This window comes from Micromonospora sp. NPDC000668 (assembly GCF_042897975.1).
Lineage (GTDB): Bacteria > Actinomycetota > Actinomycetes > Mycobacteriales > Micromonosporaceae > Micromonospora.
On record NZ_JBIAYP010000003.1, the window covers coordinates 754,138 to 770,508 of the forward strand.

A 16,371-nucleotide genomic window follows, 5' to 3' on the forward strand; every position below is an offset into this window, starting at 1 on the left:
GAGGTCCTCCTCGGACGACTACCGGAAGCGCAACGCGGTCGGCCCCTGCACCTTCGAGCCGCGACGCTGCTTGGCCGGCATGGCGGCGAGCTTCTCGCGCAGCTCGACGGCGTAGGCGGCGAGCGCCTCCACCAGGTCGGGCACCGAGGCGTGCGGCGGCTGGACGTCGACCCGCAGGCCGAACTCCGTCGCGGTCTCCGCCGTCTTGGGCCCAATTACGGCTACAACGGTACGCGCGTGCGGCTTCCCGGCGATACCGACCAGGTTCCGCACGGTGGAGGACGAGGTGAAGAGCACCGCGTCGAACCCGCCCGACTTGATCGCGTCCCGGATCTCGGCGGGCGGCGGCGCAGCCCGCACCGTCCGGTACGCGGTCACGTCGTCGACCTCCCAGCCGCGCTCGGTGAGCCCGGCGGCGAGCGTCTCGGTGGCGATGTCGGCGCGCGGCAGCAGCACCCGGCCCACCGGGTCGAGGATCTCGTCGTGCGGCGAGAACTCGGCCAGCAGCCCTTCGGAGGACTGCTCCCCGGCGGGGATCAGCTCCGGCTGGATGCCGAACGCGCGGACCGCGTCCGCCGTCGCCTCACCGATGCAGGCGATCTTGACGCCGCCGAAGTGCCGGGCGTCCAGCCCGTGCTCGGCGAACTTCTCCCAGACCGCGCGGACCGCGTTCACCGAGGTGAAGATCACCCAGGCGTACCGGCCGTCGACCAGGCCCTTGACCGCCCGCTCCATCTGCGCCGGGGTGCGCGGCGGCTCGACCGCGATGGTCGGCACCTCGCACGGGATCGCCCCGTACGCGCGCAGCCGGGCACTCATCACGCCGGCCTGCTCCTTGGTCCGCGGGACCAGCACCTTCCAGCCGTACAGCGGGCGGTTCTCCCACCAGCTCAGCTTGTCGCGCTGCCCCACCCCGGCGCCGACGGTGAGCACCACCCGGCCGGTGAAGCCGAGCGCGGCGGCCACGAAGCTGTCCACGGTCGACGTGGTCGTGTACTGGGTCTCGCCGGTGCCGTCGCCGGTCACCCCGACGCCGGTGGTGCCGTCGACCCCGGCGGACAGCAGCCCATCCCGGACGGCGGCGAGGTCACCGGCGTCCACCGCGAGCGCGAGCGAACCCCGGCCGACGGCCGCGGCCAGCGCCTCGAAGTCCAGCACGCTGACGTCCTCGACGTCGGCGGCGGTACGCACGCCCGGCAGCGGGACACCCGCGTAGGTGGCGACGCCCTCGGCCTGGCCGACGCCGGGCACCACCTCGAAGTGGGCGGCGGTACGGGCCACCGCCTGCACCTCCTTGACCACCGAGTCGTGGCCGAAGGGGTCGCCGGCGACCAGGTGCACCGCGTTCAACCCGGACCGGGCCGCGGAGATCAGCACCTTCGCGACATCCCCTGGCACGCCTTCGGCCGGGGTGAACTCGGCGTCGTCCCTGGCCTCGGCGCGGACGACGGCGAGCAACGACTCCGGGACTCCCCGGTCGTAGATCACCTGATCGGCGTCGACCAGGGCGTCGTGCGCCCGACGGGTCAGCAGGCCCGGGTCGCCGGGGCCAGCCCCGACGAACGCGATACGGCCGACGGGCTTACGGGTGCGGGTCATTCTGTGCTCCCAAATTGCTGGGTCCCCGGGCCGGTGCGTCCTTCGTGGCCGAGGATCGAGTCGGCGCCGAGCTCGAGGAGTTCGGCGGCGAGTGCCTTACCGATCTCCGCCGCGTCGGCGGGCGTTCCGGTGCGGGACAGCCGGAGGTCACGAGTGCCGTCCGGGCTGATCACCGCCCCGCGCAGGTAGATCTCATCGCCGGCGTCGCCTTCGGCGAGTTCGGCATAGGCGGCGACGGGTGCGCTGCACCCGGCCTCCAGGGTGGCCAGCAACGCGCGCTCCGCGGTGACCGCGGCGTGCGACGGTGCGTGGTCAAGCACCGCAAGCAGCTCGACCAGGTCCTGGTCGTCGACCCGGCACTCCACGGCCAGCGCGCCCTGAGCGGGCGCGGGCAGCATCAGCATCGGGTCCAGCGTCTCGGTGATCACGTCGGCCCGGCCGAGCCGGGCGAGCCCGGCCCGGGCCAGTACGACGGCGTCCAGGTCGGCCTCCGGGCCGAGCGCCCGCGACAGGCGGGTGTCCACGTTGCCGCGGATCGGGGTGACCTCCAGCTGCAGGCCGAGCGCGTGCAGCTGGGCGATGCGGCGCAGCGCTCCGGTGCCCACGGTGGCACCGGGCGGCAGCTCGGTGAGCGTCCGGCCGTCCCGGGCGACCAGCGCGTCGCGCGGGTCCTGCCGGGTCGGCACCGCCGCGATGTGCAGTCCGCCAGCGGCTGCGGTGGGCAGATCCTTGTAGGAGTGCACCGCGAAGTCGATGGTCCGGGCGGCCAGCGCGTCGCGCAGCGCGGAGACGAACACCCCGACGCCGAGCCGGTGCACCGGCGCGTTGGAGCGGTCGCCGGCGGTGACCACCTCAACCAGTTCGACCTGGCGGCCGGTGGCGGCGGTCAGCGCCTCGGCGACCTGGCCGGACTGGGCCATCGCCAGAGCGCTGCCGCGGGTGCCGAGGCGCAGGGGGGCGGTCATCGCGCACCTCCGGTGGGTGGAGTCGGGTCGGTGACGTCCGCACCGAGCATCGGGTCGATGCCGGTGAACGCCGCGCCGAGGTCGGGGGCCACCACGTCGGGGACGGTGTCCACCGGCGAGGTCTGCGGCACCTGGAGGTCGAACAGCTCGCGCAGCAGCGCCGCGTACTGGTCGCCGCCGGGCTCCGCGGCCAACTGGCGGACCTTGACGGTGGGCTGGTGCAGCAGCCGCTGCACCACCCGGTGCACCGTCCGGGCCACCTCGGCCCGCAGGTCGTCGCCGAGGTCGGGGCGGCGCTGGGCCAGCCGGCGCAGCTCGGCGGTGACCACGTCGTCGGCCCGACCGCGCAGCGCGGCCACGGTGGGTGCCACGTCGGCGCCGCGCAGCCAGGTGAGGAAGCTCTCCACCTCGCCGAGCACGATCCGCTCGACGGCGGCGGCGTCCGCAGCGGCCGGACCGTCGGCGAGCAGCGCCGCCATCCGGTCGATGTCGATCACTTCGACGCCGGACAGCTCGGTGACGCCCTCCTCGACGTCGCGCGGGACGGCCAGGTCGAGCAGGACCAGCGGCCCTCGGGACGGGTCCCGCTCGGCGAGCGCCGCACCGACCACCGCTCGGGTGAGAACCGGTTCGGTGGACGCGGTGGCGGCCACTACGATGTCCACTGTGGAGAGGGTGTCGGCCAGCTCGGTCATCGGCGCGGCGTTCGCCCCGTACGACTCGGCCAGCCGGACGGCCCGGTCGGCGCCCCGGTTGGTGACGGTGAGTGGCCCGGCGCCCAGCCGGGACAGCGTGGCCACCCCGAGCGAGCCCATCGCGCCGGCCCCGACCACCAGGGCCGGGCGGGCGACGAGGTCGCCCTGGAGGTGCCCGGCGGCCAGCTCCAGCGCGGCGGTGACGACGCTCTGGCCGGCCCGGTCGATGCCGGTCTCGGAGTGGGCCCGCTTGCCGACCCGCAGCGCCTGCTGCATCAGCTCGTGCAGCAGGCGGCCGGCCGAGTCGGCTCCGGTGGCCCAGTGGTACGCGTCGCGCAGCTGGCCGAGGATCTGCGCCTCGCCGACCACCATCGAGTCCAGCCCGCTGGCGACTCGGAAGACGTGGTCCACGGCGGCGGCGTCGTAGTGCACGTAGAGGTGACTCGCGAGCGCCGTCGGCGTGCAGTCGGCCTGCTCGGCCAGGACGGCGCAGATGTCGCCGAGCCCGCCGTGGAAACCGGACACGGCGGCGTAGACCTCTACCCGGTTGCAGGTGGAGACGAGCACGGCCTCGGTGACGTACGGCTGGGCGACCAGGCGGTCCAGGGTGCGGGTGAGGTCGGCGGGGGGCACAGCCAGCTGCTCCAGCGTGGCGACCGGGGCGGTCCGGTAGGACGCGCCGACGACGAGCAGTTTCACGTGCCGATCGCCTCCTGGGTGTCGGTGGCCGCGAGCCCGCCGGGCAGGGCGGTCAGGCCGGACCCGCCGGTGGCGGGCAGCGCCGTGAGCGACGCCTTGCGGTGCTCGTGGAAGGACAGAATCTGCAGCTCGATGGCGAGGTCGACCTTGCGCACGTCGACCCCCTCCGGAACCGAGAGTACGCACGGTGCGAAGTTGAGGATGCTCGTCACGCCGACCGCGACCAGCTGATCGGCGACCCGCTGGGCCGCGGCGGCCGGGGTGGCGATCACGCCGATCGCGATGGATTCGGCCTCGGCGACCGCCGGAAGCTCGTCGACATGCCGTACAACCAGGCCGTTGATCTCTTCACCCACCCGGGAGGGGTCGGCGTCGAGCAGCGCGGCGATCCGGAAGCCCCGGCCGGCGAAGCCGTCGTAGCCGGCCAGAGCGTGACCGAGATTACCCACGCCGACCAGGGCGACCGCCCGGCGTTGGGTGAGCCCGAGCACGTACTCGATCTGCTCGATCAGCAGCGCGACGTCGTAGCCGACGCCCCGGGTGCCGTACGAGCCGAGGTGTGAGAGGTCCTTGCGGAGCTTGGCGGAGTTGACCCCGGCGGCGGCGGAGAGGCCCTCGCTGGAGACCGTCTCGTGCCCGGCGTCGGCGAGGTTGTGCAGCGCGCGCAGGTACTCCGGGAGCCGAGCGACGGTGGCCTCGGGTAGGTCCGGGAGCACCGGTACGGCACCGGCGCGGCCGGACGCGCCTGGGTGACGATGCTGACTCATGAGACTCCGTGCGGTGCGTTCCTCGGCCAACTCCGCTGGTCGGCCGCTTATGGACTCCCGCTGGCGACCGAGATTGCCGGCTGTGCTAGCAGGGCGCGTCGGAACTAGAGAGTAGGCGCTTGTGAAGACGTGCACAAATCGCGATCTTGTCGCTCCGTGACGCGACTCCACCAGCACCTCCTTTCGGCAAGATCGATCCAGCGGCCCCGCACCCCTACCGCCCGAGGCGATTATTGCTCAATCCCGACTTCTCTGACCAATCCCGCGCCGCCGCACCCACCCCCGCGATCTTGCAGTTTCCGCCCCGCATCAGGCCCATACCGCGCGAATCGGCGACCACCGGTGCAAGATCGCGGCGTCGAAGGGGGTTGGGGTAGGGGCAGCACTACGAGGGAGAGGCGGGGTTTCGGGATGGGTTGGCCGACCGCGGGTGCCTAGCCTTTGGGGCATGACCGCCGTTGCCGCCACCAGCGACCAACCGACGCTGGCACCGAGCATCCCCCGCCAGCTCTTCGTCGACTCCGGGTACGTACTGCTCGGCCTGCCCCTGGCCCTGGCCAGCTTCGTCGTCCTCGTCGTGGGCCTCGCGGTCGGCGTCGGGCTGGTGGTCACAGTGATCGGTCTGCCGATCCTCAGCGGCACCCTGTACGCCGCCCGCGGGCTGGCCGACATCGAGCGGCTGCGGCTGCCCGCCGTGCTCCGGCAGCCCCGGATCCGGCCGCACTACCGGCTGGCGGAGGCGGGGGCGAACGCCTGGCGGCGGATCTTCGTGCCGATGCGGGACGCCCAGTCCTGGCTCGATCTGGCGCACGGCATCCTGCGGCTGATCGTGGCGGTGATCACCTTCGTGGTGGCGCTGGTCTGGTGGGCCGCGGCGGCCGCCGGTTCGCTCTACTGGGCGTACGACTGGGCGCTGCCGCGCAGCGACGGCGACAGCGACCCTGCCCAACTGCTCGGCCTCGGCGACTCGACCACCGCCCGGATCGGGCTGACCACCGCGGTCGGGGTGTTCTTCCTGATCACTCTGCCGATCGTGGTCCGGGGCTGCGCGCTGCTCCAGGCCACCTTCGCCCGGGCCATGCTGACCGGGGTGGCCGAGATGCGGGACCGGATCACCGTGCTGGAGGAGCAGAAGCGGGCCGCCGTCTCCGCCGAGGCGTCCGCGCTGCGCCGGCTGGAGCGCGACATCCACGACGGCCCCCAGCAGCGTCTGGTCCGGCTGGCGATGGACCTCAGCCGGGCACGGCTGCAACTCGCCTCCGACCCGGAGGCGGCCGGCCGGACCATCGACGAGGCAGTCACCCAGACCCGGGACACGCTGGCCGAGCTGCGGGCACTGTCCCGGGGCATCGCCCCGCCGATCCTGGTCGACCGGGGCCTGCCCAGCGCCCTGGCAGCGCTCGCCGGCCGAGGGCTGATCCCGATCGACCTCCAGGTGGACCCGCAACTCGGCACGCCGGGTGGGCGACTCGACCCGGCGGTGGAGAACACCGCGTACTTCATGGTGGCCGAGGCGCTGACCAACATCGCCAAGCACAGTCGGGCCACCGAAGCCCTGGTCGCCGTGTCCCGGCAGGGCACCCGACTCCTGGTGCAGGTGGGCGACGACGGGCAGGGTGGCGCGCACCTGGCCAAGGGGCACGGGCTGGTCGGCATCGCCGACCGGGTCCGGGCGGCCGGCGGCGAGTTGGCCGTGGTCAGCCCCACCGGCGGGCCCACCGAGCTCCGCGCGGAGCTGCCGCTGTGAGCCCGCTCCGAGCCCGCACGACAGGCCGGACATGGTAGACAACACAGCCATGCGCATTGTGATCGCCGACGACGCCGTCCTGCTCCGCGAAGGGCTGGTGCGGCTGCTGACCGAGAGCGGGCACCAGGTGGTGGCAGCCGTCGGTGATGGCGACGCGCTGGTCGCGGCGGTGGTGGAGCACCAGCCGGACGTGTCGATCGTCGACGTCCGGATGCCCCCGTCGCACACCGACGAGGGGCTGCGGGCGGCCGTGGAGGCGCGTCGGCTGGTGCCGCGTACCCCGATCCTGGTGTTGTCCCAGTACGTCGAGGTCTCGTACGCCGACGACCTGCTGGCCACCACGGGCGGTGCCGGCGGCGGGATCGGCTACCTGCTCAAGGACCGGGTGGCCGCGATCGACGAGTTCCTGGACGCGCTGCGCCGGGTGGCGGCCGGCGGCACCGTGCTCGACCCGGAGGTGGTCGGCCAGCTGTTCGCCCGACGGCGTCGGGACGACCCGCTGCGCGAGCTGACCCCACGCGAGCGCGAGGTGCTCGCCCTGATGGCCGAGGGGCGCTCGAACACCGCCATCGCCCGCGCCCTGGTGGTGAGCGACGGCGCGGTGGAGAAGCACGTGCGCAACATCTTCACCAAGCTCACGCTTCCGCCGGACACCGAGCAGCACCGGCGGGTGCTGGCCGTCCTCACCTACCTGCGGAACTGACCTCCCAGGCCAGGGTCACGGCGTCGGTGAGGGTGTCGGCCACCGGGTGACCGGAGGCCTGCAGCCGTGCCCGGTCGGTGAACCCGCCGGTGTAGAGCACCGCTCGGCCACCCACCGCGAGCGCCGCGTCCGCGTCGTCGATGGAGTCGCCGATCAGCACCACCGAGGTGCCGTCCACGCCCAGCTCGGCCAGGTGCTGCTGGAGCGACTCGGCCTTGCGGCCTCCACCGACCGTGGCCCGCAACCCGTCCACCCGGGCGAAGTGGCTGGTCAGCCCGTAGGTGTGCACGGTCGGGACCAACTCCTCGTGGAACCACATGGAGAGCAGACTCTGGCTGCCCGTCCAGGAGGCCATCGCGGTCCGCGCGTCGGCAGCCAGCTCGCAGGTGGTCAACCCACTGCGGTACGCGTCGTGGAAGATCCGGTCCAGCCGGCCGAACTCGTCGTCGTCCACGGCCTGGCCGAGCACCTCGGCGTAGTACTCGGCGATCGGCCGGCGAAACCGCACCCGGTGTTCCTCGGAGGTGACCGCCGGCCCGCCCACACTGGCGAAGACCGCATTGGTGGCGGCCACCACCAGGCTGAGGTCGTTGAGCAGAGTGCCGTTCCAGTCCCACACCAGGTGGGGGTGCGCAGAGGTCATCAGAGCACCATAGGCACTCCTCAGAGCTGCGGCGTGGTCAGGTCCCGCAGCAGCCGCTCCTCCTCCACCCGCCAGTAGCCATGCTCCTTGCCGTCGAGCATCACCACCGGCAGCCGGTCCCCGTACTCCCGCTCCAGCTCCTGGTCACCGCTCACGTCCCACTCGACCCACTTGTCCCCGGTCACCGCCACCACCCGGTCGAGCGCCGCCTTGGCGTCGTCGCACAGATGACACCCGGGCCGGGTGATCAGGGCGAGCCGGGCGTCAGTGGACATCGGTTACCTCCGTGCGGGCGTCGGCCGGCGTCGCCGGCCGGAGCTGGGTCTTGCGTACCTTGCCGATCGCCGAGTGCGGCAGGGCGTCGACGAACTCGACCGCGGTCGGGCACTTGAACCGGGCCAGGTTCCGTGCGCAGTGGGCGAGCAACTCCTCGCTGGTCACCGGCCGTCCCGGCGCCGGCACCACATACGCCCGCACAGTCTCGCCGGTCCGCGGGTGCGGCACACCCAGTACCGCCGACTCGGCCACCCCGGGGTGCCCGGCGAGCACCACCTCCACCTCGTGCGGATAGACGTTGAACCCGTTGACCAGGATCAGCTCGCCGAGCCGGTCGACCAGGAAGAGGTCACCGTCCTCGTCGGCGTACGCGATGTCGCCGGTGCCCCACCAGCCGTCGGCGTCCGGGCCGCCCCGACCGTCCGGCCAGTAGCCGGAGAAGAGATTGGGGCCGGACACCACGATCTGCCCCGGGTCGGTGCCCGGCGCCACGTCGGAGATGTCCAGCTCATCGGGGTCATCGTCGGGGACGGCCAGGCCGTCGCGCCACAGGTCCGCCCCGTCCGCGCCGATCAGGCGCAGCCGCACACCGGGCAGCGGCCGACCGATCGAGCCGACCTTGGCGACCCCGCCGACCAGGGTGGAGGTGAGCACGGGCGCGGTCTCGGTGAGGCCGTACCCGACGTGCACCGAATGACCGCTCACCTCGGCGAAGCGCGCCGAGACCGCTGGCTCCAACGGCGCCGCGCCGCAGACCGCCACCCGCACCGACGCGGTCGCCGCGCGGACCTCGTCCGCGCCGGCCCACGCCAGGAACATCGACGGTACGCCGACCAGCACGCTGACCCGGTGCCGGGCGATCTCGTCCAGCCCCACTGTCGGCCCCAGCTCGTCGAGCAGCACGCCGGTCGCGCCATGGTGGACGACCGCGCCGAGCCCCGAGTTGAGCCCGTACGCGTGGAACAGCGGCAGAGCCAGCAGCACGGTGTCGCCCGGACCGACCACCGGCGGCTCGATCCGGTCGACCTGCTCGTGGTTGGCCAGCAGCGCGCGGTGCGAGAGCATCGCGCCCTTGGGCCGGCCCTCGGTGCCGGAGGTGTAGAGCAGTACTGCCAGGTCGTCACCGCCCCGGTGCGGGCGCGGCTGCTCGGGTGCGTCGGCGGCCGGCGGTGGCGGCGCGCCGTGCACGGCGGTGAGCGCGGGCAGTTCGGCGGCCACCTCGGCGACCAGGCCCCGGACCCGGTCGGTGCCGATCAGCACCGACGCGCCGGAGTCGGCCAGCACGTGCCGCAGCTCCGGTGCCGTGAAGCCGGGGTTGACCGGCACCGCGATCAGCCCGGCGCGCAGGGCTCCGAGCCAGCCGATCACGAAGTCAGGGCTGTTGGGCAGGGCGATCGCGACGCGGGGCGGCGTACCGTCCGGGTCGGTGGGCGGCGCGGCGGTGGCCAGGCCGTGCGCGGCGGCGTCCACCGAGGCATCCAGTTCGGACCAACTGAGCGTCCAGTCGCGCCAGTGCAGCGCGGCCCGGTCACCGTGGTCGAGAGCCGCCCGGCGGACCCGGTCGGCGAGGTTCGGCGCGGGGTTTTCCGCTGCGTCCTGCACGGTGACCGAGTCTGGCACAGCGGACGGCGACAGGCCACGCCCGACGGTCGGGCCAGCGGCCGGACAACCGTGCCGCGCGAGTCCCGTAGGTGGGACCAGCCACGATGCCGCCAGCGACCCGATCAGGTCCCGCCGATGGGACGGATGACCCTTCCGCCAGCGGTTCGGTCGGGCCCGCACCGACCACCCGTCGGGGCGGGTCAGCCGAACGGACGACGCACCCCGACCAGGGGATCCACCCTGGATCATCGAGCCGGTCCAAAGTCAATCGCACACGACGGACAACCGGTCCGCCGACGGTGCGACGGAGAAGGAAATACTTCCGCCCTGTGTAACGGACTTGCCACGCGCGGGTGACGTTGGCCCTATCATCACTCGGGTCGGCTCACCCCATTTGCCGTGAGTCGACACCCCTCAGCCCGAGGAGGCCCCCGTGCCTGTGAGCGCATTGGACCAGCACCTCAAGGGGAACTGCCGCCCGTCGGCACACCCCGGAACCGTCCTGCCCGACCGGAAGCCCGGTCGGTCCGCACCAACGACCCGCAAACCGGCCCGTCCGGTGACCGACGGGACGGGGGCGTCGCGGTGACCACCTTCGGTTACGCGGAACGCCCGGTCGGCCTGACCGGTTCGGCGGCACGCTCCCACGTCAACGAGCGGCCGGCGGCCCGCGCGCCGCTGGACGATCCACACGGCACCGCCGTGCGGGGTGACGGAACGGCGAAGCGGATCCGCAACCGGCCACACCACAACGAGCCGCCGCCACGACCGGCGGTGCCCGGTGGGAACGCGAAACCGGCCGGCGGTCGGGTCGCTGTGCCGGCCCGTCCGACCATGCCGGTCCAGGGCCGACGGGTCGGCGACACGCCGACGGCGACCACCGATCCGTCGGCGGGCGAGACGGCGGTGATCCCGGCGGTGCCGGCCACCACCACCCCGACCGGCTTTCCGAGCCGACCGGACCCGTCCGACCCCGCCACCGAGGTCTGGACGCTGGTCGAACGGGCTCAGGCCGGTGAGTCCGAGGCGTTCGGTCTGATCTACGACCGGTACGTGGACACCGTGTTCCGGTTCGTCTACTTCCGGGTCGGCAATCGCCAGCTCGCCGAGGACCTCACCTCGGACACCTTCCTGCGGGCGCTCAAGCGGATCGGCAGCTTCACCTGGCAGGGCCGCGACCTCGGCGCCTGGCTGGTGACCATCGCCCGCAACCTGGTCGCGGACCACTTCAAGTCCGGCCGGTACCGGCTGGAGGTCACCACCGGCGACGTGCTCGACGCCGATCGGGAGGACCGGGGCCCGGAGGGCAGCCCGGAGGCGGCGGTGGTCGAGCACATCACCAACGTCGCCCTGCTCACCGCCGTGAAGCAGCTCAACCCGGAGCAGCAGGAGTGCATCGTGCTCCGCTTCCTCCAGGGCTTCTCGGTCGCCGAGACGGCCCGTGCCATGGGCAAGAACGAGGGTGCCATCAAGGCCCTCCAGTACCGGGCGGTCCGCGCGCTGGCCCGACTCCTGCCTGACGGTTTCCAGCCATAGCTTCCTTCCGCGGGGCCGATGGGCATCGATCGATGTCCGGGCAGCTCAAGTCGGTCCCAACTGGTGATAACGATCACATTCGGTGATTTCCGCCCCACGAGGCCCGTAACCCGTGCCCGGTCCGCCGCGTTTCTCCGGGTGCGACCGGTGGTTGCCCCGGCAGGCCCGGGTCACCGGGGCCCGACCGGCATACCGGACGGGGCCCCACCTCCGTGGTGTCACACTGCCGCCCGGTCGCTGGCAACGACGGCGGCCGACCGGCCGTGACCAGCGAGAGGAGGTGCCTGCGGTGGACAACATCCTCTTCTCCCGCCGGCGCGCCGAGCGCTTCGCGCAGCTTCTCGACGAGGCCAACGGCGGCCGGCGACACCATGTCCGGTCCCGGGCCGACGGCCAGCTCGCGCCGCTCGTCGCAGTGGGCCAACGGCTCAGCGTCGACCCTCCGGCGGTCGAGGTGAACCCCGACTTCCGCACCGGCCTGCGGGCGATGCTGCTCGCCACCGCCGAACGGGAAGGGCTGGGCACCCCGGCGGCTGTCGAACCGGCCGCCACGCGTCCCGCCGCCGCCACCCGTGGCTCGCTGCTGCCGGCGGTGACCGCCCGTCGGGCCCGCGCCCGCGGCGCAATCCTGATCGGCATCGCCGCTGGCGCCATCGCCGTCTCCGGCATCTCGGCCGCCAGCGAGAACGCGGTCCCCGGCGACGCGCTGTACGGCATGAAGCGCTCGACCGAGCGCGCCCAACTCGCCCTGGCCAGCTCGGACATCAGCCGTGGCCAGCTCTTCCTGGACTTCGCCCGGACCCGGCTCGGCGAGGCCGCCGAGCTACGCGGTGACCGGATCGGTTACAGCGCGGTCCTCGACGACATGGACGCCGACACCCGGCAGGGTGTCCGCCTGCTCACCGCCGCGGCGGTGCAGCGGGCCGAGCCGGCGAGCCTGGACACCGTCAACACCTTCGTCAACGGCCAGCGCCGGGCGGTGGGCAACCTGGTCGACGGGGCCACCCGGGCCGACCGGGAGCGGACGCGGCGGTCGCTGGAGCTGCTGGACAGCGTCCGGGAGCGCTCGGACGGGCTGCGCGCGGCGATCGGCTGCGGCCTGCCGGCGCCGACCGGCAGTGATGCCCTCGGCCCTGTCCCGACCGCCTGCCCCGGCACCCGCTGACCCCAGTCGGCGCCCACCCGCCCCCGGCCACTCCCCTATACCGCAGGTCCTGCGGGCCACGGCACAGTTCGCTGTGTGCCCAGCCGTTCGACCAGGCACGCCGGCTACCCTCGCTGGAGGCATCCGGCGAGGAAGGGAGTCGCGTGGCGCGTAGCCGCAAGGTGACGGTCAGCACCGACGCCCATGGTCATACCGCCGGTTGGGTGGAGACCGAGCTGGCTCCGGCGACCGGACCCGCACCGGACCCGACCGCCGCGGCCTTCTTCGACGTGGACAACACGATGATGCAGGGCGCGTCGATCTACTGGTTCGCGCGCGGGCTCGCCTCCCGGAACTACTTCACCACCGCCGACCTGGCCCGGTTCGCCTGGCAGCAGCTCCGGTTCCGGCTGCTCGCCCGGGAGCACGCCGGTGACATGTCCCAGGCCAAGGAGGCCGCGTTGGCCTTCGTCGAGGGCTGGCGGGTGGACGACGTGGAGCGCCTCACGGAGGAGATCTTCGACGAGCTGATGGCTCCCCGGATCTGGGCCGGCACCCACCGGCTCGCCCAGGGCCACCTGGACGCCGGTCAGCGGGTCTGGTTGGTCAGCGCCGCCCCGGTGGAGATCGGCCGCGTGATCGCCGCTCGGCTCGGCCTGACCGGCGCGATCGGCACGGTGGCCGAGGTGCTGGACGGGGCGTACACCGGACGGCTGGTGGGCGACCTGATGCACGGGCCGGCGAAGGCCGAGGCGGTCACCCAGCTCGCCGCCGTGGAGGGGTTGGACCTGAGTCTCTGCTCGGCGTACAGCGACTCGGCAAACGACCTGCCGCTGCTCTCCGCCGTGGGCCGGGCGGTGGCGGTCAACCCGGACGGCACCCTGCTGCGGCAGGCCCGGCAGCACGGCTGGGAGGTGCGGGACTTCCGCACCGGCCGCCGGGCGGTCAAGATCGCCGTACCGTCGACCGCGGCGGCCGGCCTGGTCGCCGGGGCGGTGACCGCCGGCCTGGCGCTGCAGCGCCGCCGTCGCACCGGCTGACGCCGCGGGTCAGGGGCCGAACGGGTCGGGACGGCGCTCCAGCAGCGTGTGCAGGGTCTGCTGGATGGTCTCCCGCACCTGGTCGGCGAGGTTGAAGACCACCAGCGGGTCGTCCGCCGAGTCGGTCAGGTGCGCGGTGGGGATCGGCGGGCAGAACTGGATCAGCCACTTGCTGGGCAGCGGCACCATGCCCAGTGGCCCGAGCCACGGGAAGGTCGGCGTGACCGGAAAGTACGGCAGCTTGAGCAGCCGCGCGAGGGGCTTGATGTCGGCGAGCATCGGGTAGATCTCCTCGCCGCCGACGATGGCGACCGGCACGATCGGGGTGCCGGTGCGCAGCGCCGCCGAGACGAACCCTCCTCGGCCGAAGCGTTGCAGCTTGTACCGGTCGGAGTAGAGCTTCCCGATGCCCTTGAAACCCTCGGGGAACACACCGACCAGGTCGCCGCCGCCGAGCAGCCGCTCGGCGTCCGGGTTGCAGGCCACCGTGCCGCCGGTCTTGCGGGCGATCTCCGACACCACCGGCATCCGGAAGACCAGGTCGGCGCCGAGCAGGCGCAGGTAGCGGTGGGCGGGGTGCTTGTCGTGCAGCGCCGCCGAGAGGATCAACGCGTCCAGTGCCACCGTGCCCGAGTGGTTGCCGACCACCAGGGCGGGCCCGTCCACGGGTACGTGCTCCACCCCGCTGACCTCGGTGCGGAACCAGTCCCGGTAGAGCAGCCGCAGCAGCGGGTGGAAGACCGCGTCGGTCAACTCCGGGTCGAAACCGAACTCGTCGACCTCGTAGTCGCCGGACAGCCTCCGACGCAGGAACGCCAGCCCGTTCGCGACCCTGCGGTCCCAGTGGTCCCCCGGCCGGTCCGGCACGGCCGGTCCGGTGCCACCCGGCTCGCCGCCGGTGGCCGGGTCGCCCGTGTCGGCCGGCTCGCCGGTGACCGGGTCAGCCGCACCCGTCGGCTCGCCGGTGACCGGGTCAGCCACGGCGGCGGTCTCGTCGGTGGCGGAAGTGTCGGTCTCGCCGGACGATGACTGGATCGGCGCGATCCGGGCCGCCGACCGGTGTCCGTTGCGCCGCGCCGGCTCCGTGCCCGGTGCGGCCGGCCCCGGCGGTACGTCGAACCGGCCGATGCCCGCCGGATCGCGCCCCTCGCCCGGTCCGGTCACGACCGCTCCCGCACCGCGGAGCGGACCTGCCGGATGCCGTCCAGGACGAGTTGCTCGGCGGTGGCCAACTGGCTCCGGGTGACCACGACACCGCCGTGGTGGGCGCGGATGAAGTCGTCGAAGGCCGCGGCGGTGGAGCGGGGCGTGAAGCCGTACTCCTGCTCCAGCCGGCTGGTGTCGACCACGCGGCCGTGCACGAAGAGGTCGACCTGGTCCAGGCCGTAGCGGCCGAAGCCCATGCTGCGGGCCAGCGCGGCGGCGCCGGAAAGGCCCGGCTCCAGCACCGGCACGGCCACCCGACCGGCCCGCCGGATCGCCTGGGACAGCGACAGCACCCCCGGGCCGGCGACGTTGTACGTGCCCGGGTGGTCCTCCACGATCGACCGGTGCAGCACCTCCAACGCGTCGTCGAAGTGCAGGAACTGCAACCGAGGGTCACGGCCGAAGACGGTGGGCACCAGCGGCTGCGAGAAGTAGCGGGTCAACGTCGTGTCGGCGGTCGAGCCGATGAACGGGGCGAAGCGCAGCACCGTCGCGGTGACGTCGGACCGGCGGCGCCGGAAACCGCGGACGTACCCCTCGACGTCGAGGATGTCGCGGCCGAAGCCGCCGCGGGGCACCTCGCGCGGCTCGGTCTCCTCGGTGAACACCGCCGGGTCCCGGAACGACACGCCGTACGCGGCGGTGGACGAGCGGACCACGAGCTTGCGCAGTCGGGGTGCCCGTTGGCAGGCGGCGAGCAGTTGCATGGTGCCGATGACGTTCTGGTCCTTCATCGCCGACCGGCCACCGTGCTGCGGGTCGGGAGCGCTGACCAGCGCGAGGTGCACCACCGCGTCGACGTCCAGATCGGCGAGCAGCCCGCCGATCGAGCCGGCGTCGACGCGGATCCGTTCGACCCGGTCCAGCAGGTCGGTGAACTCGGCGCCGGGCTCCGGCGCGTCCACTCCGATGACCCGCTCGATACGCGGATCGGCGGCCAGCCGGGCCGCCACGTGGGCGCCCAGGTAGCGGCCGACCCCGGTGACGACGACAACCCCCGGAGCACCTGAGGTGCTGCCGGGGGTCATCTGCCGCACCTACCCCGGCAGGAGGGATCGAGCCGGGACAACCACGGCCTGATCACCTGAGCCTCCGGGGGTCGACAGTTGGCAAGTGACGCCGGACGCCGGGCCGCTGGCCCGGCGGCGATCACTTGCCGAGACGGCGACGCTGGACGCGGGTCTTGCGCAGCAGCTTGCGGTGCTTCTTCTTAGCCATGCGCTTGCGGCGCTTCTTGACCACCGAGCCCATACGACAGCCTTTCGATACAACGTGCGGGGCGGACCGGATGACACCACGCAGGTGGCGACGGCGACCGCTTGCGGACAACGGACCGGACCAGTCTGGGCGGCGGGGCGCACCGGTGGGGTCTCGGTCGGGCTCCAGGGTAGCCGGAGAGGGTCAGCCGGACCAACGCGCCCCCATCGAGGCCCTACCGATGTCCGTTACGTCGCGCTCGACGTACGGGGCGGTGGCTCAGGCGGTCTCCTGAAAAGCACCCCGCAGATATTCGTGCACCGCGTGCTCGGGCACCCGGAATGACCGGCCAACCCGGACAGCGGTGAGCTCACCGCTGTGCACCAGGCGATAGACCGTCATCTTCGACACCCGCATGACCGTTGCCACCTCGGCGACGGTCAGGAACTTGACCTCCGACAGCCGTCCGTCGGACTGCGACCCGGCCATGGCTCACCGACCCATCCCATGCCCGGCGCGTGCCAACCCGACGGATGCTCCGGGCCGGGCCGG

16 protein-coding genes are annotated in these 16,371 nt (G+C 73.0%); 5 read left to right on the plus strand and 11 right to left on the minus strand.

What is annotated here, in order from left to right:
• Positions 1–18 precede the first annotated feature (18 nt).
• The 4 genes from ACFY29_RS19740 to ACFY29_RS19755 are packed head-to-tail and all read right to left on the minus strand — an operon-like array spanning position 19 to position 4,725.
• Entirely contained in the window at positions 19–1,599 is a 1,581-nt protein-coding gene (locus tag ACFY29_RS19740; protein WP_328420745.1) for a uroporphyrinogen-III synthase, read from the minus strand.
• Entirely contained in the window at positions 1,596–2,564 is a 969-nt protein-coding gene (gene hemC / locus ACFY29_RS19745; protein ID WP_328420747.1) for a hydroxymethylbilane synthase, read from the minus strand. Before hemC ends, ACFY29_RS19740 begins: the two co-directional genes overlap by 4 nt.
• A complete protein-coding gene (locus ACFY29_RS19750) occupies positions 2,561–3,958 on the minus strand; it encodes a glutamyl-tRNA reductase (RefSeq protein WP_328420749.1) in 1,398 nt (465 codons plus the stop codon). The genes hemC and ACFY29_RS19750 overlap by 4 nt, the downstream gene beginning before the upstream one ends.
• Positions 3,955–4,725 (minus strand): redox-sensing transcriptional repressor Rex, encoded by a 771-nt coding sequence (locus tag ACFY29_RS19755; RefSeq protein ID WP_328420751.1) that lies wholly within the window; start codon positions 4,723–4,725, stop codon positions 3,955–3,957. Before ACFY29_RS19755 ends, ACFY29_RS19750 begins: the two co-directional genes overlap by 4 nt.
• A gap of 448 nt (positions 4,726–5,173) precedes the next feature.
• On the opposite strand from ACFY29_RS19755, the gene ACFY29_RS19760 reads away from it, so the two are divergent.
• Together ACFY29_RS19760 and ACFY29_RS19765 are read left to right on the plus strand one after the other, a co-directional pair.
• The gene (locus ACFY29_RS19760) at positions 5,174–6,472 is read left to right on the plus strand and encodes a sensor histidine kinase (protein WP_328420753.1); all 1,299 of its coding nucleotides are present in this window, start codon (positions 5,174–5,176) and stop codon (positions 6,470–6,472) included.
• A gap of 49 nt (positions 6,473–6,521) precedes the next feature.
• Complete coding sequence (locus ACFY29_RS19765; RefSeq protein ID WP_328420755.1) at positions 6,522–7,175, plus strand: response regulator transcription factor; 654 nt, start codon at positions 6,522–6,524, stop codon at positions 7,173–7,175.
• On the opposite strand, the gene ACFY29_RS19770 is transcribed toward ACFY29_RS19765, so the two are convergent.
• From ACFY29_RS19770 to ACFY29_RS19780, 3 genes are read right to left on the minus strand one after another with little or no spacing between them, the layout of a single operon-like run.
• Entirely contained in the window at positions 7,156–7,818 is a 663-nt protein-coding gene (locus tag ACFY29_RS19770; RefSeq protein WP_386988022.1) for an HAD family hydrolase, read from the minus strand. The two genes, ACFY29_RS19765 and ACFY29_RS19770, sit on opposite strands and share 20 nt — an antisense overlap.
• Positions 7,819–7,838: 20 nt before the next feature.
• Entirely contained in the window at positions 7,839–8,093 is a 255-nt protein-coding gene (locus tag ACFY29_RS19775) for a glutaredoxin family protein (protein ID WP_328420759.1), read from the minus strand.
• Positions 8,083–9,696, minus strand: coding sequence for an AMP-binding protein (locus tag ACFY29_RS19780; protein ID WP_386988025.1), 1,614 nt, complete (start codon positions 9,694–9,696; stop codon positions 8,083–8,085). The genes ACFY29_RS19775 and ACFY29_RS19780 overlap by 11 nt, the downstream gene beginning before the upstream one ends.
• Before the next feature lie 585 nt (positions 9,697–10,281).
• On the opposite strand from ACFY29_RS19780, the gene ACFY29_RS19785 reads away from it, so the two are divergent.
• From ACFY29_RS19785 to ACFY29_RS19795, 3 genes are all read left to right on the plus strand, one after another.
• The gene (locus ACFY29_RS19785; RefSeq protein ID WP_328420763.1) at positions 10,282–11,232 is read left to right on the plus strand and encodes an ECF subfamily RNA polymerase sigma factor, BldN family; all 951 of its coding nucleotides are present in this window, start codon (positions 10,282–10,284) and stop codon (positions 11,230–11,232) included.
• Positions 11,233–11,521: 289 nt separating this feature from the next.
• Positions 11,522–12,397: a DUF5667 domain-containing protein gene (locus ACFY29_RS19790; protein WP_386988027.1), complete on the plus strand. Its 876-nt coding sequence runs from the start codon at positions 11,522–11,524 to the stop codon at positions 12,395–12,397.
• A 143-nt stretch (positions 12,398–12,540) separates the two neighbouring features.
• Positions 12,541–13,416, plus strand: coding sequence for an HAD-IB family hydrolase (locus ACFY29_RS19795; RefSeq protein WP_328420767.1), 876 nt, complete (start codon positions 12,541–12,543; stop codon positions 13,414–13,416).
• A 9-nt stretch (positions 13,417–13,425) separates the two neighbouring features.
• Here the strand turns inward: ACFY29_RS19795 and ACFY29_RS19800 are convergent, their stop codons facing one another.
• From ACFY29_RS19800 to ACFY29_RS19815, 4 genes are all read right to left on the minus strand, one after another.
• Positions 13,426–14,283, minus strand: a complete 858-nt coding sequence (locus tag ACFY29_RS19800; RefSeq protein WP_328426119.1) for a lysophospholipid acyltransferase family protein — start codon at positions 14,281–14,283, stop codon at positions 13,426–13,428.
• 293 nt (positions 14,284–14,576) lie between these two features.
• Positions 14,577–15,650 carry an NAD-dependent epimerase/dehydratase family protein gene (locus ACFY29_RS19805; RefSeq protein ID WP_386988030.1) on the minus strand — a complete coding sequence of 358 codons (1,074 nt, stop codon included), beginning with the start codon at positions 15,648–15,650 and terminating at the stop codon, positions 14,577–14,579.
• A gap of 121 nt (positions 15,651–15,771) precedes the next feature.
• Positions 15,772–15,873: a 30S ribosomal protein bS22 gene (locus tag ACFY29_RS19810; RefSeq protein WP_007465623.1), complete on the minus strand. Its 102-nt coding sequence runs from the start codon at positions 15,871–15,873 to the stop codon at positions 15,772–15,774.
• A 225-nt stretch (positions 15,874–16,098) separates the two neighbouring features.
• Positions 16,099–16,308, minus strand: coding sequence for a helix-turn-helix domain-containing protein (locus ACFY29_RS19815; protein ID WP_007465625.1), 210 nt, complete (start codon positions 16,306–16,308; stop codon positions 16,099–16,101).
• Between the last annotated feature and the right edge of the window lie 63 nt (positions 16,309–16,371).